The following is a 20827-nucleotide window of genomic DNA, read 5'->3' as shown; positions in this document are numbered from 1 at the left end:
GTCGGCCAGCATCCGATCCCATGTCGCGCAATCGCCTGAACCCGGCCGGAGATATCCCCGATACCGGCATACCCGAGCCGCTCGCCGCCGGCATGACCATGGCCGAGCAGTACGAATGGCATCGGAGCTATCTGCGGCGGCACGCGGTCTCGCGGCGCGGCTTCCTGCGCGGGTCGGCGGCGGCCGCCGCGGTGGCGGCGGTGGGCGCGTCACCGTTCGGGGCGCGCGCCTACGCCGAGGAGGCGCGGCTGGGGGTGGGCGGCCTGCACGTCGGATACGGCGCGGACGCGGCGAGCCAGCTGCGATTCGCCGCGCAGCTGTCCCGGAATCCACACGGGGCCAAGGTATTTCTCGACCACGGGACGACACCGGCACTGGGGGCGAGCATCGAGGCCGAGGTGCGCAACCTGGTCACCCAGATTCCCAGCAGCGACGGGGGAGTGCTGGCCGCCGAACAGTTCTACGTGCACGCGCCCGTGGACGGACTGCCGGGCCGGATGCCGCACTTCTACCGCTGGCGCACCTCGGACGGCTTCGTCGGCGACATACGCTCGGCCGCCACCGCCATGCCCACGGCGCGAGCGGCGGTGCTGCCCTTCCGCTTCACCATGATGGGTGACCAGGGAGCCGATGAAACACCCACGCGGCCAGTGGGTCTCGCGCCCGGTGTCTACGACGACATGTACTACCAGGCCGACAACGATCCCACGGTGCGACACGCGGACAATATCGTTCGCCAGATCGCCGCCGCCCGACCGGATTTCCACGTGCTCGCCGGAGACATCGCCTACGCCGACCCCTCGGGTGCCGGTAAGCGGGCGCAGTTCGTCCCCTCGGGCGGCAAGCCCGCCGGCGGTTTCGACAAGTTCAACCCGTACGTGTGGGACGTGTACCTGGGCGCGATCGAGGCCAGCGCCGCCACCACGCCGTGGATGTTCGCCACCGGCAATCACGACATGGAGGCCGCCTACGACACCCACGGCTACGGCGGACACCTTGCGCGCCTGTACTTTCCGGGCAACGGGCCCACCGGCTGCCCCTCGGCCTACTCGTTCACCTACGGCAATGTGGCAGTGCTGTCACTGGACGCCAATGACATCTCCTACGAGATCAAGGCCAATACCGGCTACTCCGGCGGTGCGCAGACCGGTTGGGTGGAGCGCACTCTCGCCGCCTACCGCGCCGATCGCGCGATCGACTTCATCGTCTGCTTCTTCCACCACTGCGCCTACTCCACCACCGAGGCGCACGCCAGCGACGGCGGGGTCCGCGACGCCTGGTGTGCGCTGTTCGACCGCTATCAGGTGGATCTGGTGCTCCAGGGCCACAATCACGTGTTCGAGCGCACCGACCCACTGCGCGGCGGCACGGCCACCCGGGTGGCCGCCGACCACGACATCGTCTATCCGGAGACCGACGGCACCGTCTACTACACCGTCGGCGGCGGCGGGCGACCCCGCTACGAATTCCAGCCCGGCTCCCGGGAGTCCTACCGCGGCAACGAGCTTCCCGACACCACGGTGCCGAACAGCTACGTCTGGACCGCGGACGGCGGCAAGCGCGACGAAGCGGCACCCTGGTCCCGGGTCCGCTTCCGCAATTACTCGTTCATCCGGGTGGATGTGCGCCCCGGCTTCTTCGCCAGCGAGATGGACGTGGTCGCCGTCGACGAGTACGGCCGCGAATTCGACAAGCTGACCTATCGCCGCCAGGTCCGCCCGTAACGCCGAAAGGCCCGTATCCCCTGGGGGTACGGGCCTTCCGACGGATCGCGGTCGAACTACAGTGCCTTGAGCTCCTCGGTGACCTCACCGACGGACTTCTTGGCATCGCCGAACAGCATGGAGGTGTGATCGGCGTAGAACAGCGGGTTGTCGATACCGGCGAAGCCGGAGTTCATCGAGCGCTTGAGCACGATGACGCTCTTGGCCTTGTCGACATCGAGCACCGGCATGCCGTAGATCGGCGAGGCGGAGTCCTCGCGGGCGGCCGGGTTGGTGACATCGTTCGCGCCGATGACCAGGGCGACGTCGGTGCGGCCGAATTCGCCGTTGATGTCGTCCATTTCCTTCATGGCGTCGTAGGACACCTCGGCCTCGGCCAGCAGCACGTTCATATGGCCGGGCATGCGCCCGGCGACCGGGTGGATGGCGTACTTGACCTCGACGCCCTTGGCCTCGAGCAGCGCCGCCATCTCCTTGACCGCGTGCTGGGCCTGGGCCACCGCCATACCGTAGCCGGGCACCACGATGACCTGGTTGGCGTAGGCCATCTGGATGGCGGCGTCGGCGGCGCTGGTGGCCTTGGCCTGCTTCTGCTCACCGCCGGACGCGCCGGGAGCCGTTCCACCACCGCCGAATCCGCCCGCCACGATGGCCGGGATGGACCGGTTCATGGCCTTGGCCATGAGGTTGGTCAGGATGGTGCCGGACGCGCCGACGATCATGCCCGCCACGATCATGGCGGTGTTGTTCAGCGCCAGACCCGCCGCGGCGGCCGACAGCCCGGTCAGCGCGTTGAGCAGCGAGATGACCACCGGCATGTCCGCGCCGCCGATGGGCAGCACCACCATGAGGCCGAGCACGCCCGCCAGCACCAGCACGGCGACCATCCACCAGCCCGACGCACCGCCGTCGGCGGCGGAGATGCCGATGACGGCCGCGGCGACAATGGATCCGGCCAGCAGCAGCAGGTTCAGCGGCTGCTGTAGTCGGCCGATGCCGATGGGCTTGCCGGGCAGGATCTCCTGCAGTTTGCCGAAGGCGATGAGCGAGCCCCAGAACGACACCGAACCGATGATGGCCGCGAACAGCGAGCCGATCACGATGTGCACGGTGGGTTCCTCACCGTGCTTGAAGTTCGAGAAGCCGCTGGTGTCGAGGAACTCCGCCCAGGCGATGAGGGCGACGGTGCCGCCGCCGACGCCGTTGAAGGCGGCGACCAGCTGCGGCATCTCGGTCATCTTGGTGAACTTGGCCGGGGGCACGCCCAGCACCACGCCGACGATCAGACCGGCGGCGATGATGATCCAGTTGCCGGTGTCGCGCACCGCGATCAGGGTGGCGACCACGGCGAGGGCCATACCGACCGCGGCGATCCAGTTGCCGCGCACCGCCGTCTTCGGGCCGGTCAGGCCCATCAGGCCGTAGATGAACAGCGAGAAGGCGATGATGTAGAGAATATTGACCAGATTGTCCATGGCTTACTTACCCGCCTTCTCCTGCGCAGCGGGCTTCTTGCCCTTGAACATGCCGAGCATGCGGTCGGTCACCACGAAACCGCCGATGACGTTCAGGGTTCCGAAGACCACGGCGACGAACAGGATGATCTGCATCCCGATCGAGGGATCCTCCACCTTGCCCAGCACGACCAGCGCACCCAGCACGACGATGCCGTGAATGGCGTTTGTGCCGGACATGAGCGGGGTGTGCAGGGTGTTGGGCACCTTGGAGATGACGGCGAAGCCCACGAATCCGGACAGCACCAGGATCGCGATATTCGCGAGAAGTTCGGTGTACATCAGGCATCAACCTCACGCGTGACGCAGGAATCCGCCAGCACCTGGTCCTCGAAATCCGGTTGCAGCGCACCGTCTTTCAGCATGAGTTCCAGGAGTGCGGAGATGTTCTTGGAGTACAGTTCGCTGGCGTGCTCCGGCATGGTGGCGGGCAGGTTCAGCGGCGAGCAGATGGTGACATCGTGCTTGACCACGGTCTTACCGGGTTCGGTGAGCTCGCAGTTGCCGCCGGTCTCACCGGCGAGGTCCACGATCACACTGCCGGGCTTCATGCCCTCCACGGCGGCGGCGGTGACCAGGCGCGGCGCGGGACGGCCCGGCACCAGCGCGGTGGTGATGACCACGTCGAAGCCCTTGATGGCGTCCTCGAGCGCCTGCTGCTGCTCGGCCTTCTCCTCGTCGGTGAGTTCGCGGGCGTACCCGCCCTCACCGGCGGCGTCGATGCCCAGGTCCAGCCACTGCGAGCCGACCGAACGCACCTGATCGGCGACCTCGGGGCGCACGTCGTAACCGGTGGTGCGCCCACCCAGGCGCTTGGCGGTGGCCAGCGCCTGCAGACCGGCCACGCCCACGCCCAGCACCAGCACGGTCGCGGGCTTCACGGTGCCCGCGGCGGTGGTCAGCATGGGGAAGAAGCGCGTGGATTCCGACGCGGCCAGCAACACGGCCTTGTATCCGGCCACATTCGCCTGCGAGGACAGCGCGTCCATGACCTGGGCGCGCGAGATCCGCGGAATCGCCTCCACCGCGAACGCCTGCACGCCCGCGGCCTTGAGCGTGCCGATCTTGTTCTCGGCATTGCGCGGGGCCAGGAAGCCGATCAGCGTCTGCCCGGCGGACAGCTTGGCGATCTCGGCGTCATTGGGCGGCGCGACCTTGACGATCACGTCGGCATTCCACGGATCGCCGATGGTCGCGCCCGCTTCGGTATACAGTTCGTCGGGAATGAGCGCGCCCAGCCCGGCGCCGGACTCGACGATCACCTCCACACCCTGCTTGAGCAGTGACGGAATGATCTTCGGCACCAATGCGACGCGTCGTTCGTCCGTGTTCGTCTCACGAACCACGCCGACGCGCGCACCGCGGGGCGCATCGTGCTGTGCGCTCTGCGTTGTGTCCACTTGTCAAACTTCCTTCTCGTGGTGAGGCCGGACCGCCTGCGAACTTACCGCGCAGTAAGTTCTAGACAATTCTCGCAACCATACCCGGCTCGCGGTGAGCTTAGTGGAGATGGCTGTCACAGTGTGGGGTGAGCGGTGACCAGCGGCAAGTACGCACCTGCCAGGCAGGTTGCTTACTTTCGGGTGTGCCAGCAGGTGAGCGCCTCGCGCCCGCGCCCGGGGGTGTCGCGGCTCACTCTTACGCCGTAATCTCAGCGGGGTGAGTGGCTGCATCTTTTGCCGGATCGTGGCGGGCACCGCACCCGCCACCAAGATCCACGAGGACGACACCCTGCTGGCGTTCCTCGATATCCGGCCCATCACGCGGGGACATACGCTCGTCATCCCGAAATGGCACTCCGGCGACCTGGACAAGCTCGACCCGGCCCTCGGCGCGCGGCTGTTCGCCTTCGGTCACCGGCTCGCCAAGGCCATGCGACGCAGCGATCTCCGGGTGGACGGTGCGAACTTGCTGATCAACGACGGCAAGGCCGCCTTCCAGACCGTCGATCACGTGCATCTGCACGTCGTGCCCAGGCACAGCGGGGACAAACTCAGCTTCGCCAAGGGCCTGCTGCTGCGGCGACCACACGACCGCGACAGCACCGCGGCCGCCATTCGCGCCGGACTGGACCGGCTCGCCGACGAGGAGAAGGAAACCAACGCATGACCGACACCGTGCCGGACCGGGAACGGATCACCGCCGATCTGTCCGATCAGTGGGACGCGCTCGCCCACCTGGTGGACGGACTCGACGAGGGCGGCTGGCGCACGGCGTCGTCGCTGCCCGGATGGACGGTCTTCGACGTCATCGCCCACATCATCGGCACCGAATCCATGCTGCTGGGTGAGCTGCCGCCCGAGGCGGACGTGACCGGACTCGAACACGTCCGCAACGAGGTGGGCGCGCTCAACGAGAAGTGGATCGAATCGCTGCGCCCGCTCTCCGGCGCGGAGCTGATGGTCCGCTACCGCGAGGTCACCGGCCGCCGCCGCAAGGCCCTGGCCGCCATGGACGACGCGGCGTGGGCCGAACCGGTGCCCTCACCGGTGGGCATGGTGCCCTACGGGCGGTTCATGCGGGTGCGGATCTTCGACTGCTGGATGCACGAACTCGACATCGCCGACGGCCTGCGGGCATCGGTCGACGAGGGCGGCCCGCGCGCGGAGTCGGCCTTCCCGGAACTCGTGCTAGGCCTCGGCCGTGCCGCGGTCAAAGGCGCTGGCGCGCCCGATGGTTCGCGCATCACCCTCGAGATCGGCGGCGCCACACCGCATACCGTGCATCTGACGGTGGACGGCGGCCGGGCGCATCAGGTCGAGGCCCTCGACGGTCCCGCCACCGTGGTCGTCGGCCTGGACTCGGGCCTGTTCGCCCGACTGCGCGGAGGCCGCACGGACGCGGCGGCGCACGCCGACGAGATCGCGCTCAGCGGTGACACCGACCTCGGCGACCGCCTGGTGCGCAGCCTGGCGTTCACCATCTGATTCCGTGCGCCTGTTCCTGTCCAGCTACCGCTTCGGGGCGCACTACGACCGGCTGCTCGAGTTGGTCGGCGCGCCGGGGCGGGTGGCGGTGATCGCCAATGCCTGCGATGCCTGGCCCTCGGCGTGGGCCAGCGCGGTGACCAGTGATCTGGTTCCGCTGCGCCGCTCGGGATTCGAGCCCGAAGTGGTGGACCTGCGTGACTACGTGGGCCGCGCCGCGGACCTGGAGGAGACTCTCGCCGGATTCCCGATGGTGTGGGTGCGCGGCGGCAACACCTTCGTGCTGCGCGCCCAATTCGCCCGCAGCGGAGCCGATCTCGCACTCCGGCGGCTGCTCGACGCGGACGCGCTCGTCTATGCCGGTTACAGCGCGGGCGCCTGCGTCATGACTCCGGATCTGCACGGCCTGGAAGCCATGGACGATCCGGACGAGGTGCGCACGGCCTGCGGCGGCGATGTGCTGTGGGACGGATTGGGTCTGGTCGACCACCGCATCGTCCCGCATCTGGATTCCCCCACCGATCCGGAGGGGCTGAGCCGGAAACTGTCCCAGGAGTACCGGATCGGCGGTATCGCGCACTGGGCGCTCACCGACGACGACGCGGTGATCGTCGACGGCGAGCGGCTCGAGGTGCTCGGCGCGGTCTAATCGCCCCGGTGGCGCAGGCCGTGGCCGACCGCGACGGCCGCGGCGAGGAACGCGCCGACGGCCAGGATGGCGAAGCTGGCCACATAGGCGTCCAGCGTCGGCACCCGGGTACCCGCGATGACGTGCGCCGACAGAATGGACGCGGTGACCGCGCCCGCGATACTGCCGCCCGCCGTGCGCACCAGCGAGTTGATGCCGCTGGCGATCCCGCTCTCGCTCATCGGCACGTGCCGCACCGCCAGTGTGCCGAGTGCCGCGTAGCCGATGCCGAATCCGGTGCCCTGCAAGATATTCGAGATCACCATGTGATAGCCGTGATCGTGGAACACCGCCAGCCAGGCCATGGACAGCCCCGCGAAGGTGGCGCCGATGGCCAGCGTGTAGGCGGGCCCGATGCGGGCGGCGATGCGGCCGGTGCGGAAGGAGAAGAACGTCATCAGCACCGCGCTCGGAATGCCGTAGAGGCCGACCGCCAGCACCGAACCGGACAGGCCGTAGCCGACCTGATCGGCCGGGGTCTGGATGAAATTCGAGATGAGCGTGAACGATCCGAACAGGGCGAACCCGAGCAGCGCCGACGCGAGGTTCGCCGACAGCGACTGCGGGCCCACCAGCAGCTGCAACCGCACCAGCGGTTGCTTCACCCTCAGCTCCACCAGCACCCAGATCACGGTCAGCAGCGCGGCGGCGGCGAACAGCGCCAGCACCGATCCGGAGCTCCAGCCCCAGCGCGGTCCCTGGCTGATGCCGAGCAGCAGGTTCACCAGCAGTCCGGCCAGCAGGGCCGCCCCGAGGAAGTCGGGTCTGCCGCCGTGGCGCACGCCGTTGTTCGCGGCGCTGACGTGGATCAGCACCGTGGCGGCCACGCCGAGGGCGGCGGTCAGCCAGAACACCGGGTGCGGATCGGTGGTGTGGTCGGCGATCACTCCGGTGACCAGCAGGCCGACCGTGCCGCCGATGCCCATGGTGCCGCTGACGATGCCGATCGCGCCGACCAGCCGTTCGCGCGGGAAGGTGTCGCGAATGATGCCGATGGCCAGCGGGATCATGGCCGCCGAGGTGCCCTGGAGGGCGCGGCCCGCGATGTAGACGCCCAGTGTCTCGGCCAGCGCGCACACCACCGAGCCGATGATGAGCAGGCCCATGGCGACCATGACCATGCGCTTCTTGCCGAACATGTCGCCGAAACGGGACAGCAGGGGCGTGGCGACCGCGCCGGTGAGCAGGGCCGCGGTGAACAGCCAGGTGACGCCGGAGACGTCGGTGTGCAGCTGGCCGATCATGCGCGGCAGCAGCGGGATCACCACGGTCTGCTGGATCGAGACCACCAGCCCGGCAGCGCACAGGGCGAGCAGCGTCATGCCGAGGTGTGCCTTGGGACCGTTGTGGGTGGCGGTATCGGCCACAGCGGTGGAAGTCATGGGCATCCTTGTGTATTACTTACCAAAATTAAGTAATTAGGTTTCGTAGGATAACCGCATGCCTCCCCCGAAGGCCACCTCCGCATCCGATCCCACGGCGACGGTCGGCGCGGCATCCGACGCCGTGGCGCACATCGTCGAACTGGAACGGGCCATGTCCCGGCTCGCGTACCTGCTCACCCGGGCCCGGCGGCACGATCGTGCCGTCACCGCCTCCGGTATCACCGTGGACCGGGCGAGTGTGCCGCTGCTGCGCATCCTCGCCGACGCCGACGCGCCGCTGCGCCTGGGGGAGCTGGCCGTTCGGCTCGATGTGGAGGCCCCGCATGTGACCCGGCAGGTGCAGCGGTTGGAGAAGAACGGGTTCGTGGGCCGGGTCGCCGATCCGGGCGATCGTCGGGCCCAGTTGGTCCGGCTCACGGATTCCGGCCGCGCCGCCGTGGACGCCATCCGCACCGTGCAGCGCCGGTGGATGCGAGAAGCCCTGGCGGACTGGAGTTCCGAGGATCTGCGCACCCTCGCCACCCTCAACCATCGCATGCTCGACGACTTCGCCGAGCACACGCGCTGCCTGGAGGAATCCGGAATCGCCTGAGCGTCATTCTGCTTCGGCGACCGGCCGCAGCGGCGCGGGCTGCCGGTCGGCGGGCGGAGCCACGATGCGGGCGAACCAGGCGCACACCAGCATGGCGGCCAGGGGGAACAGCATGGCGGTGGTGAGCGGGACGAGTTCGGTGAGCCAGCCGATGATCACCGGCCCGGCCAGCAGACCCAGATAGCCGATGCCGAAGACGCGGGACATATCGGTCGCCGCCGTCCTGGAGCCGAGATTGCCCGCCGCCGTGAACACCTGCGGCACCCCACCGGAGAGCCCGATCCCGCACAGCGCCCAGCCCAGCACGGTCGGCACCGTCCACGGCGACACCACGACCAGCAGGTACCCCGCCGCCGCCAGCAGCGACCCCCACCGCACCACGGCCACCGGCCCGAACCGCCCGCTGACCCGATCGGCGCACAGCCGCCCCACCGTCATGGCGACCGAGAAGGCCGCGAACGCCAGCGCCGCCGTCCCCGCCTCGACCCCGAGCCGCTCGCTCATCTGCAAGGCGCTCCAGTCACCGACCACCCCCTCCGCCATCAGCATGGCGAACGCCACCGCCGCCAGAGCCACCACCTTCCGCACGGTGGACCCCGCCACCGGCACGGACGTCTCGTGCTGCGCGAAACTCAACTCCGCCCGCGCCTCGGCCTCGCTCGGCACCGGCCCTGATGCCGAGTGGGGCGTATCGGCGCGCGGATCGAGAGACGCGGCGGTGCGTGGCTCCGCCGCGGTGGCGCCGTCACCGTCGGGAGCGGGCGTCGAGTACTCCCGCGCGGTGGCCGTGTTCAGGTCTGGGCTCGTGGTGGCCGCACTCGGCAGCGGCGGCCGCGGCCCAGGGGCAATGATGGCGTGCGATCCTCGCGTCTCGGTGTCGTGCCCTTCGCGCGATGAGGTCGGTTCCCGCGTGGTCGCGGTCTGCGGAGGACAAGGTGATGCGAAGGCATGGTCCCGGTGGCTGGCCAGTCGATCGTCGGGCCGCCCGGATGCGGCGGAATCGGCAGCGGCGGTCGCGCTCGCAGTCCGTTCCCGCGCGCTGCCGGTGCGGGGCAGCAGATTCGGCGCGGCCAAGGCGGCCACGGTCAGTCCCACTGCGGCGGTGACGATCATGGTCAGCCGGATATCCGATCCGGCGCGCTGAGCGGCGGCCCCGGCGAGTGCGCCCGCCAGCGAACCGCCGGAGAACAGGGCGTGGAAGGACGACATGATGGGGCGGCCGTAACCCGATTCCACCTCCACCGCATGGGCGTTCATGGCGACGTCGAGCGCGCCGAAGCCGATCCCGTAGCCGATCAGCGCCGCCGCGAGGGTGATCGGGCCGGTGGCGAAGGCGGGGCCGATGATCGCCACGGCGGTGAGGGCGGCGGCCACGGCGGTGACGGCGCGGCTGCCGAACCGGTCGGTGAGCGTGCCGGCGGCCTGCATACTGCCGATGGCACTGCCCGACATGAGCAGGATCAGCATGCCCAGGGTGGAGTGCGACACCCCGGTACGCTCCGTCACGGCCGGAATGTGCACGAACCACAGGGCGGACACCAACCCGTTCAGGCCGAACACCGCGAACAATGCGGTGCGTGCCGCGCGGAGCCGAGGAGCGGACGTCGGAGCGACCATCGGTCCGACGCTACCGGTCAGCGGAAGCTCCTCGTAACCCCCATCTTTCGCGGCATCGTCGACGCTCGGGACGGGGCTCCGAACTACTGTGCGGTTCGACCTGTTCGTCCTTGATTCTATTCGGGGGCACCGACACATTCGGCGACGCGGACATCTCGGACCATGCTCGCGGCCACCCCACCGACGCTGCGAACACAGCGGCAATTCGCACGGGTCCATCGGTGCGGATGCGATCGACTCCATCCCCGGGCATCGCGCCCCGGGAGACACGTCCGGCCCATGGGACAGCGGTGTCGGCGGTGGGCACCTCGGCGTCGTGGAGTACACCGCGATTCCGTGCGCGGATACCTGTTGAGAAGCGCCCGCGTATTTGCCATCGTCGTGTTGTGGACGCGTTGGCCAGCCTGCTCGAGGGACCCCGCGCGCGTGGCGCGTTCGTCATGCGGTCGTCGTTCGATCCACCCTGGTCGCTGCGCATCGAGGACGAAGCGCCGCTGACCGTGGTGGCGGTGGTGCGGGGCGGCGGGTGGATCGTGCCCGACGCCCGGGGCGGCACACCGGTCGCGCCGCGCCCCCTGCGCACCGGCGACGTGGCCGTCTTCCGCGGCCCCGACCACTACACGATCGCCGACGATCCCGGAACCGCGCCGCAGGTGATCATCCATCCCGGGCAGATCACCACCACCCCCGACGGTGAGGTGCTGTGCGAGACGCTGAGCCTGGGCGTGCGCAGCTGGGGCACCGCGGTCGACGCCGAGACCGTGCTGGTCACCGGCACCTACGAGCACGAGTCCGCGACCGGTCGCAGGCTGCTGCGCGCCCTGCCGCCCATGGTCGTGCTCGGCCGCGGCGAGTTCGATACGCGCGTACTGGATCTGCTGGTCGACGAGGCCGCCAAGGATCTGCCCGCCCAGGGGGCCATGCTGGACCGCCTGCTCGACCTGTTGACCATCGCCGCACTGCGCGCCTGGTTCGCCCGCTCCGACGCCCCCGCGTGGTATCACGCCTACGCAGATCCGCTGGTGGGTAGGGCGCTGCGCCTCATGCAGCACAATCCGGCACATCCGTGGACGGTGGCCGCGCTGGCCGGTGAGGTGGGCGTCTCCCGCGCCGCCCTGGCCCGCCGGTTCACCGAGTTGGTCGGCGAACCCCCGATGGCGTTCCTCACCGAGTGGCGGTTGGCGCTGGCCGCGGATCTGCTGCACGAATCCGATGCCACGCTCGAGACCATCGCCCGCCGGGTCGGCTACGGCAGCGCGTTCGCGTTGAGCACGGCGTTCAAACGGCATTTCGGCGTGAGCCCGCGCGATCATCGCGACGCGGCGGTGCGGGAGCGCACGGCCTGACGCGGCGGCACGGTCGTTCGGGTCCGCGCCCGATCCCCGCACGGACCGTCGTCGAATCGAGCACCCGCGCGCCCGCCGCGCACCCTGCCACTATCGTCAGCGAGGTGACTTCGGAGCAGGATTACCCGGTGCTGTGGCCGGTTCCGACCCGCTGGGCGGACAACGACCATTACGGCCACGTCAACAACGTGACGTATTACTCGTACTTCGACACCGCGGTGAACGCGTGGCTGATGCACGCCACCGGCACCGATACGCGGGACCTACCCGCCATCGGCATCGTGGCGCAGACCTCGTGCAAATTCCTGGGCTCCCTGAGCTTTCCGGACCAGTTGCAGGTCGGCATCCGCATCGCCCGGCTCGGGAATTCCAGCATCAGTTACGAACTCGCCATCTTCCGGGAGGCCGGGGATACGCTCAAGCTCGCCGCCACCGGTACTTTCGTGCACGTCTACGTGGACGAGGTGACCCGGCAGCCGATCGAGATCCCCGCCATCATCCGCGCGGCCGCCGAACCCCTGGTGGTCACCGAGATCCTGGAATCCGAGGCGGCCGACGCCTGACGCGCGCGCGGTGGCGGGATGCGCTTCCGCCACCGCGGTCCGGCGACCCGGTCGATCCCGGCGGGTCAGACCCGACCGAGCAGGGTGAGCGGATCCTCCACCAGCGCGGCCACACTCGCCAGGAAGCGCGCCGCCTGCTCGCCGTCCACCAGCCGGTGATCGAAGCTCAGGCCGAGCGTGGTCACCCAGCGCACCGCGATCTCGTCGCGGTGCACCCACGGCCGCTTCCGGATGGAGCCCAGGCACAGGATCGCCGCCTCGCCCGGATTCACCAGGGGCACACCGGTATCCACGCCGAAGACGCCCACATTCGTGATGGTGAAGGTGCCGCCGGTCAACTCGTGCAGGGTCGCCGTGCCGGATCGCGCGGCCTCGGCCAGACGGCCGATCTCCCCGCACAGATCCCGCAGGCTCAATGCCTGCGCCTCCGCGAGATTCGGCACCAGCAGCCCACGCTCGGTGGCGACCGCGATACCCAGATTCACGTAGTGCTTGGTGACGATCTCCTGATTCGCCTCGTCCCACACCGCATTGAGTTCCGGGAATTCGCTCAGCGCGACCAGCGTGGCTTTGGCGACCAGCGCCAGCGGCGTCAGCGAGAGACCGGCGAAGCTCGGGGTGCCGCGCAGGTGGTCCAGCAGCTCCATGGACCCGGTGAAATCCGTGGTGACGAAGGTGCTGGCCTGCGGAATGTCCCGCGCGCTGGCCATCATCGCCGCCGCCGTGCGCCTGCGAATTCCGCTCACGGGCGTGCGGGTTTCCCGCCCGGCGGGCACCGGGCGCGACATTCCCGAATCCGGGCGCATGGACGGCACCGGTGGCGCGATGTGAATCGGCAGCTGCCCACCGTCGTCACCGCGCCTAGCCATCCCCTCCCGGCCTTCCGCGCGTTCGGGCGCGCTCCCGGATGCGGCCGCAGTGTCCGGTGGCGACGTCGCCGCGTCCCGCACCCGCTGCACATCGGCCACCACAATGGCCCCGTCGGGTCCGGTCCCCGTCACCGCTGCGAGGTCGATCCCCAACTCCCGAGCCAGCTTTCGCGCCGCCGGAATGGCGGCGGGCCGCCCCGCCGCCGCGGCTCGCTCCCGGCCCAGCCCCTCCGTGCCGTCCCGAGCATCCCCTAGCCCGCGCATTCCGGAACTCCCGATCGCGTCGCCTGCCCCGCCCGCCGGGGCCGGGTGTGGGGCGCCGCCGGGTGCGCCCGGTTCCGCTACCGCACCCGGGTCGGTACCCGTGGTATCCGTTCCCCGCGTTGTCGTGGCGCGGCTGGATGGCCTGCTGCCGGGGTCGTATGCCGCCGCAGCGGCACCGCCGGGCGACGCTTCGTCCGTTCCCGAAGATGCAGCCGTACTCCCGGCCACGGTCTCGGTGGCGCTTCCGCTCGGCGGGTGAGCCGTGGGCGTCGCCGCCGGGGCGGCATTGCCGTTCGAAGCGCTTTCGGCCGCTGCGGCTTTCGCCGCCGCGGCCCGCGCGCGCCGGGATTGCGGCTCGCTGTCGGGGCCGTAGCCCACCAGTACCGACTGCCGCTCCGGGGTGGCGTCCACCCCGGCGATGCGGATCAGGGGTGCGCCCACCGGCACCGTATCCCCGGGCTCGGCGAGCAGTTCGAGTACCGTGCCCGCGTAGGGGCAGGGCAGCGCCACCTGCGCCTTGGCCGTCTCCACCTCGGCGATGGTCTGGTTCAGTTCCACGCGGTCACCGACCGCCACCGCCCACGACACCAGTTCGGCGTCGGCCAGCCCCTCACCGAGGTCGGGCAGTCGGAACTCGAGAACCTGCTGATCTTCCACCGGGCAACCTCCGTGGCAGTACGGTCAGGCGGCTAGCGTGCGGTCGACCGCGGCGAGGACGCGGTCGGGGTCGGGCAGGTGGTGCCGTTCGAGCTTAGCGGGGGGATAGGGGATGTCGAAGCCGCCGACCCGCAGCACCGGAGCCTCCAGGTGATAGAAGCACCGTTCGGTGATCCGGGCGGCGATTTCCGCGCCCAGCCCGCCGGATACCGGGGCCTCGTGCACCACCACCAGCCGCCCGGTCTTGCGCACCGACGCCGCCACGGTGTCGAAGTCGATGGGCGACAGGCTGCGCAGGTCGATCACCTCCAGCGAATGGCCCTCCGTATCGGCGATCTTCGCCGCCGCCAGTGCGGTGGCCACGGTGCCGCCGTAGGCCACCACGGTGGCGTCGCTGCCGGTGACGCATACCCGGGCCCGGTCCAGCGGCAGCCCCTCGCCGCGGTCCAGCCGGTCGAAGTCCACGTCGGCCTTGTCCCAGTACCGCCGTTTGGGCTCGAAGAAGATGACCGGGTCGTCCAGCGAGATCGCCTGCCGGATCATGAGATACGCGTCGGCCGGAGTGCTCGGCGACACCACCCGCAGCCCCGCGGTATGCGCGAAATACGCCTCCGGCGACTCCGAATGATGCTCCACCGACCCGATGCCACCGCCGTAGGGAATGCGAATGGTGATGGGAGCCACCACCTTTCCCTTGGTCCGGTAGTGGATCTTGGCCACCTGGCACACGATCTGGTCGAAGGCCGGGTACACGAATCCGTCGAACTGGATCTCGCACACCGGCCGCAGCCCGCGCAGCGCCATGCCGAAAGCCGTTCCGACGATCCCGGATTCGGCCAGCGGTGTGTCGATCACCCGGTTGTTCCCGAAATCCTTCTGCAGGGTGTCGGTGACCCGGAAGACTCCGCCTAGGCGGCCGATGTCCTCACCCATCAGCACCACCCTGGGGTCGTCCTCGAGCGCCCGGCGCAGGCCGAAATTGATGGCTCCGGCGAATGTCGTCTTCATGACCGGGCTCCCTCCAGGTAGGCGAGGTATTCGCGGCGTTCCTGCTCGATCAGCGGATGCGGGGTGGCGTAGACGTGTTCGAACAGTTCCTCGGGTTCGGGGTCGGGCATGGCGAGGGTGGCCGAGCGCAGCCGTCCGGCCACGTCGTCGGCCCGCGCGGCCACCTGCTGTTCGAAGTCGCTGTCCCACAGCCCTTCCCGCTCCAGCAGCCGCCGCAACCGGTCGACGGGGTCGCGGCGCTGCCACAGTTCGAGTTCCGCCGAGGTGCGGTAGCGGGTCGGATCGTCGGCCGTGGTGTGCGGCCCCATTCGATAGGTGATGGCCTCGATGAAGGAGGGACCGCCGCCCGCTCTGGCGTGGTCGATGGCCTGGCGGGTCACCGCCAGCACGGCGAGCACGTCGTTGCCGTCCACCTGCACACCCGGAACCCCGTAGCCGATGGCGCGAGCGGCGAGCGGCGTGGCGCTCTGCACCCGCACCGGCGCGCTGATGGCCCAGTGGTTGTTCTGGCAGAAGAACACCACCGGCGCACCCCAGCTCGCCGCGAAGCCGAGCGCCTCGGCGATATCGCCCTGGCTGGTCGCGCCGTCGCCGAAGTAGGCGATGGTGGCTATCTCCGCGCCCTCCAGCTGCGCCGCGTAGGCGTAGCCGGTGGCGTGCAGGCCCTGCGCGCCCACCACGATGGCGGGATTGGTCATCTTGACCGCGTCGGCGTCCCAGCAGGAGTGCGCGACTCCGCGCCAGAGCCGGGTCTGCTGTTCCGGCGGCACGCCGCGCACGTGGGCGACGCCCGCCTCGCGGTAGCTGCAGAACACGTAGTCGTCGGGGTGCAGGGCGTGCGCCGAACCGATCTGGGCGGCCTCCTGGCCCAGCAGTGGCGGCCACAGTCCGAGTTGGCCCTGCCGCTGCAAGGCGGTGGCCTCCACGTCGATGCGGCGGGCGATCACCATATCGGTGTAGAGCTCGCGCAGGGTGTCGCCGTCGATATCGGCGATCAGCGGGGCGTGTACGCGATCGTGCACGCGGCGGCCGTCGGGCTGTACGAGCTGCACCGGGTAGGTGGTCTTCTCGGGCATGGGTATCGCCTCCTCGAAGCACCGGTACACCGGGTCGCCGGGGGGATTGTGTCCCGGTGGGCGAAGGTGTACGTGTCCTGTATCACACAGCTTCCTCGCTGGGGCGAACTGCGCAAGCCGACGCGCGGCAACTGTGCAGAATGCTCGGTAGATCGGGCTGGACTCATGGCAAACTGATTCCTATGTCCAGTAGGGAGCCGGTGGGCGGGGCTATCGACGCCACCGATGCGCGCATGTTGCTGGAGCTGGTCGCCAACCCGCGCGCGACCGGTGTCGAACTGGCGGCGCGGCTGGGCCTGTCCCGCAATACCGTGCAGGCCAGACTGGCCCGCTGGGAGGCGGCCGGGCTGCTGGCCAGCGTCGAGCGGCGGGTGGACCCGCGGGCGCTGGGCTACCCGCTGGCGGCCTTCGTCGCGGTGGTGGTCGATCAGCATCGGCTCGATGCGGTGGTGGCCGAACTCGCCGAGATCCCCGAGGTCACCGAGGTGTGCGGGATGACCGGGCCGACCGACCTGACCGTGCGGGTGGTGGCGCGCGACGCCGACGACCTGTACCGCATCACCGGGCAGATCCTGAAGATCCCGGGTGTCGAGCGCACCAATATGGCCCTGGTCATGCGGGAACTGGTGGGTCCGCGCACGACCCCGCTGCTGGATCGGCTCGCCGGCGTGAACGGGGTGGCCGCCCGGGCCGTCGAGTGAGTCCCGGATACCGTGCCTTATGGACGTTTCGGGCAAGGTAGCCATTGTCACGGGTGCGGGTTCGGGGATCGGGGCGGCACTGGCCGCGACGCTGGTGGCCGCGCACGCGCGGGTGGTGCTGGCGGATATCGACTCCACAGCCGTGCGGGAGGTGGCCGATTCGCTCGGGGCGGCCGCGGTCGCGGTGGCGGGGGACGTCTCCGACGAGGCGGTGATTCGCGAGCTGATCGACCGGGCCGAGCGTGAATTCGGGCCGGTGGACCTGTATTTCGCGAACGCGGGCATTTTCGGCGGACGCGGCCTGGACAGTGCCGAGGCACAGTGGGAGGCCGCGTTGGATGTCAATGTGCTGGCGCACGTGCGGGCGGCGCGGCTGCTGGTGCCGGGGTGGCTGGAACGGGGCGGCGGCTATTTCGTCTGCACCGCCTCGGCGGCCGGGCTGCTCACCCAGATCGGTTCCGCCCCGTACGCGGTGACCAAGCACGCCGCCGTCGGGTTCGCGGAATGGTTGTCGGTTACCTACGGGGACAGGGGGATTCGCGTGAGTTGCGTATGCCCCATGGGCGTGGACACCGCGCTGCTGCGCGCGGGCACCGAGAGCGCCGACGCGGCGGCCGCGGCGGAGACGGCGATCCGGGCCGTGGTCACGGCGGGCAAGGTGCTGTCCTCGGACGAGGTGGCCGATGCCATCCTCGCCGGTGTCGCCGCCGAGAGCTTCCTGATCCTGCCGCATCCCGAAGTGCTCGACATGTACCGGTTCAAGGGCTCCGACTACGACCGCTGGCTGGCGGGCATGCGGCGCTACCAGCATTCGCTGGAGAGCTGAACCGCCGCGACCAGCTCCGGGATTTCAGTCCAGTTTCGGGGGATTGGCTGGAGACCGGCGGTCCGGTCCGAGGTCAAAATGGCCCGATGAGCAGCACCGAAGTGGAGAACGACACCGCCGTCGCGGCCTCTCCGGACCGATCCGTCGGCCTCGGTCAGCCGATCGGGGCCGGGATCGTCACCGCGCTGGTGGGATTCACGAGTTCGTTCGCGGTGGTGCTGGCGGGCCTCACCGCCGTGGGTGCGTCCTCGGCGCAGGCCGCCTCCGGCCTGATGGCGGTCTGTATCACGCAGGGGCTCGGGATCCTGCTCCTGAGCCGCCGCTACCGGATACCCATCACGCTGGCCTGGTCGACGCCGGGGGCGGCGCTGCTGGCCAGCACCGGGGCGGTGGCGGGCGGCTGGCCCGCGGCGGTGGGCGCGTTCGTGATCACCGGTGCGCTCATCGTGGTGACCGGATACTGGCAGCGGCTCGGCGCGCTCATCGCGGCCATTCCGGTGGAGATCGCCCAGGCCATGCTGGCGGGTGTGCTGCTGCCGCTGTGCCTCGCGCCCATGCACGCGCTCACGGTCAGCCCGGCGGTGGTGGCGCCGGTGATCGTGGTGTGGCTGCTGTTGCAGCGCTACGCCGCGCGCTGGGCGGTGCTGGCGGCGTTCGCGGTGGCGGCGGTCGGCGCGGGGATCGAGATCGCGGTGCGGGGGCGCGGTCTCGAGCTGTCGGCGATGGTGCCCAGGTTCGAACCGACCGTGCCGCACTGGAGTTGGCAGGCGATGATCGGTCTGGCCGTGCCGCTGTACATCGTCACCATGGCGGCCCAGAACATTCCCGGCACGGCGGTCATGAGTTCCTTCGGCTACCGGGTGCCGTGGCGACCGGCCATGGCGGTGACCGGGCTGGGCACCATGCTGGGCGCACCCGCGGGCGGGCACGCCATCAATCTCGCCGCCATCAGCGCGGCGCTGGCGGCGGCGCCCTCCGCCCATCCCGATCCCAAGCGCCGCTGGGTGGCCGCGGCATCGGCCGGAGCCACCTACCTCCTGCTGGCGCTGGTCTCCGCCGCCCTGGTCGCCCTGGTGGCCGCCGCCCCCGAGGGCGTTCTGGAAACCGTTGCGGCCCTCGCTCTCATCGCCACCCTGGCCGCGGCGCTCACCGCCGCCCTCGCTCCCGCCGAACACCGCTCCGCCGCCGCCCTGACCTTCCTCGTCGCGGCCTCCGGCATCTCCCTGCTCGGCATCGGCGCGGCCTTCTGGGCGTTGGTTGCCGGGCTGGTGGTCCGCTGGTTCCTCCGCCCGCCGGTCTGAGTGGGACGGTGCGACCCGGGCGGCCGCGCGCGGGGAGATCGGTGCCGCTGTTCGAGTAGCCCGGCCGTGTGCGTGCGCGGGGCCGCCGCCGGGTGCGTGGGCGGGCCGCCGTGCGAGTGAGGCGGGCGGATGCGCGGGCGGGTCGGGGCTGCGTAGGGTGGTGGGCGTTCGCGTGTGCGTGCTGGAATTCTGCGACGAGGAGTGGGCTTGAGCGCGGTATTGATTTCGGCGGAGGAACTGCGGGAATTGTTGTCGCAGGCGGATTCTCGGTTGCGACTGTTGGACGTGCGCTGGGCGCTGGGGGATCCGGACGGGCCGCAGCACTATCTGGACGGACACATTCCGGGCGCGGTGTTCGTAAACCTGGAGACCGAACTCGCCGCCCCGCCGTCCCCGGCGCGCGGTCGGCATCCGCTGCCGGAGCTCGCCCAGTTGCAGAAGTGCGCGCGCAGTTGGGGTGTGCGCACCGGCGACACCGTCATCGCCTACGACGCCACCGGCGGGATGGCCGCGGCCCGCGCCTGGTGGCTGCTGCGCTGGGCCGGTGTCCCCGATGTCCGCATTCTCGACGGCGGTCTCCCCGCCTGGGAGCGCGCGGGCGGCACGCTCGCCACCGGTGCCGAACCCGACCCCACCCCCGGCGACGTGGTCCTCACCCCCGGCCACCTCGCCACCATCGACGCCGACACCGCCGCCGCCTGGCCCGGCCTGCTCCTCGATGCCCGCGCGGGCGAACGCTACCGCGGCGAAACCGAACCCGTCGACCCCCGCGCGGGCCACATCCCCGGCGCGCACAGCGCCCCCACCGCCGAAAACCTCACCGCCGAAGGATATTTCAAACCAGCCGCCGAACTGCGCTCCCGCTTCACCGCCCTCGGCGACGGCAAGGTGGCGGTCTACTGCGGCTCCGGCGTCACCGCCGCCCACCAGGTAGCCGCCCTCGCCGTGGCCGGCATCGACGCCGCCCTCTACCCGGGCTCCTGGTCCCAGTGGTCCAACGACCCGAAACGCCCGGTGGCGACCGCCTGACCCGCCTCAGGGGCAGCCGGTGGCGACGCGTCGCAGCACCGCCTGGTCGGCGGTGGTGATGGGTAGGTTGTACTGCCTGGCGGCGGTCAGGTACTTGGCCGCGTAGAAACAGTGGTTGGCGGCGGCGGGTGGGAGCCATTCGGCGGGGGTGCTGTCGCCCTTGTCCTGGTTGGTCTTGCCCTCGGTGGCAAGGAGATTGAAGTCGAGGTCGTTGGCGAAGCGGATGCGGCGGTCCAGCGGCCACCCGTGGGCGCCCATATCCCAGGCGGCGGCCAGCGGGTAGACGTGGTCGATCTGGACGGTACCGGCATCGGCCTTCTCGAAGGTGAGGCGGCGGCCGGTGTACGGGTCGTCGAGGATGCCCGAGACCACCACGCAGGTGCTGCCGGGGCGGAATCCGATCTCGGTCAGCTGTCCGGCCAGCACGTTGTTGCGGGTGTCGCAGCCGTCGTGACCGCCGGGCGCGTCGTGGTCGTCGGTCCATGCCGGGCCGAAGACGCACGCCTGGCCGGTCTTGCAGCCGCGCTCGTACCCGCCCGGGCGCGGGCGGGTCGGCATGACCTGCACCTGCCCGAGCAACTCCTCGACCTGGGCACGGGAGGGACTGACCGGCGCGGGCGCGGCGCGCGGGCCGATGATCGAGCAGCCGCTCACCGCGATCAGCGCCGCGCCCAGCACGACGAACGTTCGGCACCGCCGCGACGCCGCCCGTCGAATCCCGCTCAGAATCCGCACATCTC

Annotated in this window: 20 protein-coding genes; 11 read left to right on the top strand and 9 right to left on the bottom strand. The window is 70.2% G+C overall.

Features of this window, described 5'->3' with window-relative positions; translation table 11 throughout:
- The first annotated feature begins 20 nt into the window (after positions 1 to 20).
- Entirely contained in the window at positions 21 to 1724 is a 1704-nt protein-coding gene (locus FOH10_RS25375; RefSeq protein ID WP_143982611.1) for a metallophosphoesterase family protein, read from the top strand.
- Positions 1725 to 1780: 56 nt separating this feature from the next.
- Here FOH10_RS25375 and FOH10_RS25370 read toward each other — a convergent pair whose 3' ends face one another.
- Genes FOH10_RS25370 through FOH10_RS25360 form a run of 3 tightly spaced genes read right to left on the bottom strand, consistent with a single transcriptional unit; the run spans position 1781 to position 4638 of the window.
- Positions 1781 to 3199, bottom strand: a complete 1419-nt coding sequence (locus FOH10_RS25370) for an NAD(P)(+) transhydrogenase (Re/Si-specific) subunit beta (protein WP_143982610.1) — start codon at positions 3197 to 3199, stop codon at positions 1781 to 1783.
- Positions 3200 to 3202: 3 nt separating this feature from the next.
- Complete coding sequence (locus FOH10_RS25365) at positions 3203 to 3520, bottom strand: NAD(P) transhydrogenase subunit alpha part 2 (protein ID WP_029925713.1); 318 nt, start codon at positions 3518 to 3520, stop codon at positions 3203 to 3205.
- Positions 3520 to 4638, bottom strand: a complete 1119-nt coding sequence (locus FOH10_RS25360) for a Re/Si-specific NAD(P)(+) transhydrogenase subunit alpha (RefSeq protein WP_143982609.1) — start codon at positions 4636 to 4638, stop codon at positions 3520 to 3522. Before FOH10_RS25360 ends, FOH10_RS25365 begins: the two co-directional genes overlap by 1 nt.
- Positions 4639 to 4897: 259 nt before the next feature.
- On the opposite strand from FOH10_RS25360, the gene FOH10_RS25355 reads away from it, so the two are divergent.
- From FOH10_RS25355 to FOH10_RS25345, 3 genes are read left to right on the top strand one after another with little or no spacing between them, the layout of a single operon-like run.
- Positions 4898 to 5347 carry an HIT family protein gene (locus FOH10_RS25355; protein WP_029925716.1) on the top strand — a complete coding sequence of 150 codons (450 nt, stop codon included), beginning with the start codon at positions 4898 to 4900 and terminating at the stop codon, positions 5345 to 5347.
- Entirely contained in the window at positions 5344 to 6165 is an 822-nt protein-coding gene (locus FOH10_RS25350) for a maleylpyruvate isomerase family mycothiol-dependent enzyme (RefSeq protein ID WP_143982608.1), read from the top strand. The genes FOH10_RS25355 and FOH10_RS25350 overlap by 4 nt, the downstream gene beginning before the upstream one ends.
- 4 nt (positions 6166 to 6169) lie before the next feature.
- On the top strand, positions 6170 to 6814 hold the full coding sequence (locus FOH10_RS25345) for a Type 1 glutamine amidotransferase-like domain-containing protein (RefSeq protein ID WP_143982607.1): 645 nt from the start codon (positions 6170 to 6172) through the stop codon (positions 6812 to 6814).
- On the opposite strand, the gene FOH10_RS25340 is transcribed toward FOH10_RS25345, so the two are convergent.
- Entirely contained in the window at positions 6811 to 8235 is a 1425-nt protein-coding gene (locus FOH10_RS25340) for an MFS transporter (RefSeq protein ID WP_221937871.1), read from the bottom strand. The genes FOH10_RS25345 and FOH10_RS25340 overlap by 4 nt on opposite strands.
- Positions 8236 to 8293: 58 nt before the next feature.
- Here FOH10_RS25340 and FOH10_RS25335 point away from each other — a divergent pair, with 58 nt between their 5' ends.
- Positions 8294 to 8830, top strand: coding sequence for a MarR family winged helix-turn-helix transcriptional regulator (locus FOH10_RS25335; protein WP_186000583.1), 537 nt, complete (start codon positions 8294 to 8296; stop codon positions 8828 to 8830).
- Positions 8831 to 8833: 3 nt separating this feature from the next.
- On the opposite strand, the gene FOH10_RS25330 is transcribed toward FOH10_RS25335, so the two are convergent.
- The gene (locus FOH10_RS25330) at positions 8834 to 10447 is read right to left on the bottom strand and encodes an MFS transporter (RefSeq protein ID WP_143982605.1); all 1614 of its coding nucleotides are present in this window, start codon (positions 10445 to 10447) and stop codon (positions 8834 to 8836) included.
- A gap of 386 nt (positions 10448 to 10833) precedes the next feature.
- Between FOH10_RS25330 and FOH10_RS25325 the strand changes: the two genes are divergently transcribed.
- Both FOH10_RS25325 and FOH10_RS25320 read left to right on the top strand, forming a co-directional pair.
- Positions 10834 to 11793, top strand: coding sequence for an AraC family transcriptional regulator (locus tag FOH10_RS25325; RefSeq protein WP_221937870.1), 960 nt, complete (start codon positions 10834 to 10836; stop codon positions 11791 to 11793).
- 104 nt (positions 11794 to 11897) lie between these two features.
- Complete coding sequence (locus FOH10_RS25320) at positions 11898 to 12356, top strand: acyl-CoA thioesterase (RefSeq protein ID WP_029925728.1); 459 nt, start codon at positions 11898 to 11900, stop codon at positions 12354 to 12356.
- Positions 12357 to 12421: 65 nt separating this feature from the next.
- On the opposite strand, the gene FOH10_RS25315 is transcribed toward FOH10_RS25320, so the two are convergent.
- Genes FOH10_RS25315 through pdhA form a run of 3 tightly spaced genes read right to left on the bottom strand, consistent with a single transcriptional unit; the run spans position 12422 to position 16230 of the window.
- Complete coding sequence (locus tag FOH10_RS25315; RefSeq protein ID WP_143982603.1) at positions 12422 to 14146, bottom strand: dihydrolipoamide acetyltransferase family protein; 1725 nt, start codon at positions 14144 to 14146, stop codon at positions 12422 to 12424.
- A gap of 24 nt (positions 14147 to 14170) precedes the next feature.
- Positions 14171 to 15154 (bottom strand): alpha-ketoacid dehydrogenase subunit beta, encoded by a 984-nt coding sequence (locus tag FOH10_RS25310; protein WP_143982602.1) that lies wholly within the window; start codon positions 15152 to 15154, stop codon positions 14171 to 14173.
- Entirely contained in the window at positions 15151 to 16230 is a 1080-nt protein-coding gene (gene pdhA, locus FOH10_RS25305; protein WP_143982601.1) for a pyruvate dehydrogenase (acetyl-transferring) E1 component subunit alpha, read from the bottom strand. The genes FOH10_RS25310 and pdhA overlap by 4 nt, the downstream gene beginning before the upstream one ends.
- 182 nt (positions 16231 to 16412) lie before the next feature.
- Here pdhA and FOH10_RS25300 point away from each other — a divergent pair, with 182 nt between their 5' ends.
- The 4 genes from FOH10_RS25300 (at position 16413) to FOH10_RS25285 (ending at position 20087) form a co-directional block, all read left to right on the top strand.
- Complete coding sequence (locus FOH10_RS25300) at positions 16413 to 16931, top strand: Lrp/AsnC family transcriptional regulator (protein WP_029925734.1); 519 nt, start codon at positions 16413 to 16415, stop codon at positions 16929 to 16931.
- Positions 16932 to 16950: 19 nt separating this feature from the next.
- Positions 16951 to 17757, top strand: a complete 807-nt coding sequence (locus FOH10_RS25295) for an SDR family oxidoreductase (protein WP_143982600.1) — start codon at positions 16951 to 16953, stop codon at positions 17755 to 17757.
- Between the two features lie 86 nt (positions 17758 to 17843).
- Positions 17844 to 19058, top strand: a complete 1215-nt coding sequence (locus FOH10_RS25290; protein ID WP_143982599.1) for a benzoate/H(+) symporter BenE family transporter — start codon at positions 17844 to 17846, stop codon at positions 19056 to 19058.
- Between the two features lie 207 nt (positions 19059 to 19265).
- Positions 19266 to 20087 (top strand): sulfurtransferase, encoded by an 822-nt coding sequence (locus FOH10_RS25285; protein WP_425326100.1) that lies wholly within the window; start codon positions 19266 to 19268, stop codon positions 20085 to 20087.
- A 6-nt stretch (positions 20088 to 20093) separates the two neighbouring features.
- Here the strand turns inward: FOH10_RS25285 and FOH10_RS25280 are convergent, their stop codons facing one another.
- On the bottom strand, positions 20094 to 20765 hold the full coding sequence (locus FOH10_RS25280; RefSeq protein ID WP_244962119.1) for an HNH endonuclease family protein: 672 nt from the start codon (positions 20763 to 20765) through the stop codon (positions 20094 to 20096).
- Positions 20766 to 20827: the final 62 nt, after the last annotated feature.

This window comes from Nocardia otitidiscaviarum, from assembly GCF_007362295.1.
Classification (GTDB): Bacteria; Actinomycetota; Actinomycetes; order Mycobacteriales; family Mycobacteriaceae; genus Nocardia; species Nocardia otitidiscaviarum.
This window is presented reverse-complemented; position numbering and strand designations above follow the sequence as displayed.

Excerpts from the sequence above, each read along its gene's own strand:
- FOH10_RS25335 (WP_186000583.1), top strand. The coding sequence starts at position 8,294 with ATGCCTCCCCCGAAGGCCACCTCCGCATCCGATCCCACGGCGACGGTC.
- FOH10_RS25300 (WP_029925734.1), top strand. The coding sequence starts at position 16,413 with ATGTCCAGTAGGGAGCCGGTGGGCGGGGCTATCGACGCCACCGATGCG.
- FOH10_RS25365 (WP_029925713.1), bottom strand. The coding sequence starts at position 3,520 with ATGTACACCGAACTTCTCGCGAATATCGCGATCCTGGTGCTGTCCGGA.
- FOH10_RS25375 (WP_143982611.1), top strand. The coding sequence starts at position 21 with ATGTCGCGCAATCGCCTGAACCCGGCCGGAGATATCCCCGATACCGGC.
- FOH10_RS25340 (WP_221937871.1), bottom strand. The coding sequence starts at position 8,235 with ATGACTTCCACCGCTGTGGCCGATACCGCCACCCACAACGGTCCCAAG.
- FOH10_RS25295 (WP_143982600.1), top strand. The coding sequence starts at position 16,951 with ATGGACGTTTCGGGCAAGGTAGCCATTGTCACGGGTGCGGGTTCGGGG.
- FOH10_RS25290 (WP_143982599.1), top strand. The coding sequence starts at position 17,844 with ATGAGCAGCACCGAAGTGGAGAACGACACCGCCGTCGCGGCCTCTCCG.
- FOH10_RS25350 (WP_143982608.1), top strand. The coding sequence starts at position 5,344 with ATGACCGACACCGTGCCGGACCGGGAACGGATCACCGCCGATCTGTCC.
- FOH10_RS25310 (WP_143982602.1), bottom strand. The coding sequence starts at position 15,154 with ATGAAGACGACATTCGCCGGAGCCATCAATTTCGGCCTGCGCCGGGCG.
- FOH10_RS25330 (WP_143982605.1), bottom strand. The coding sequence starts at position 10,447 with ATGGTCGCTCCGACGTCCGCTCCTCGGCTCCGCGCGGCACGCACCGCA.
- pdhA (WP_143982601.1), bottom strand. The coding sequence starts at position 16,230 with ATGCCCGAGAAGACCACCTACCCGGTGCAGCTCGTACAGCCCGACGGC.
- FOH10_RS25370 (WP_143982610.1), bottom strand. The coding sequence starts at position 3,199 with ATGGACAATCTGGTCAATATTCTCTACATCATCGCCTTCTCGCTGTTC.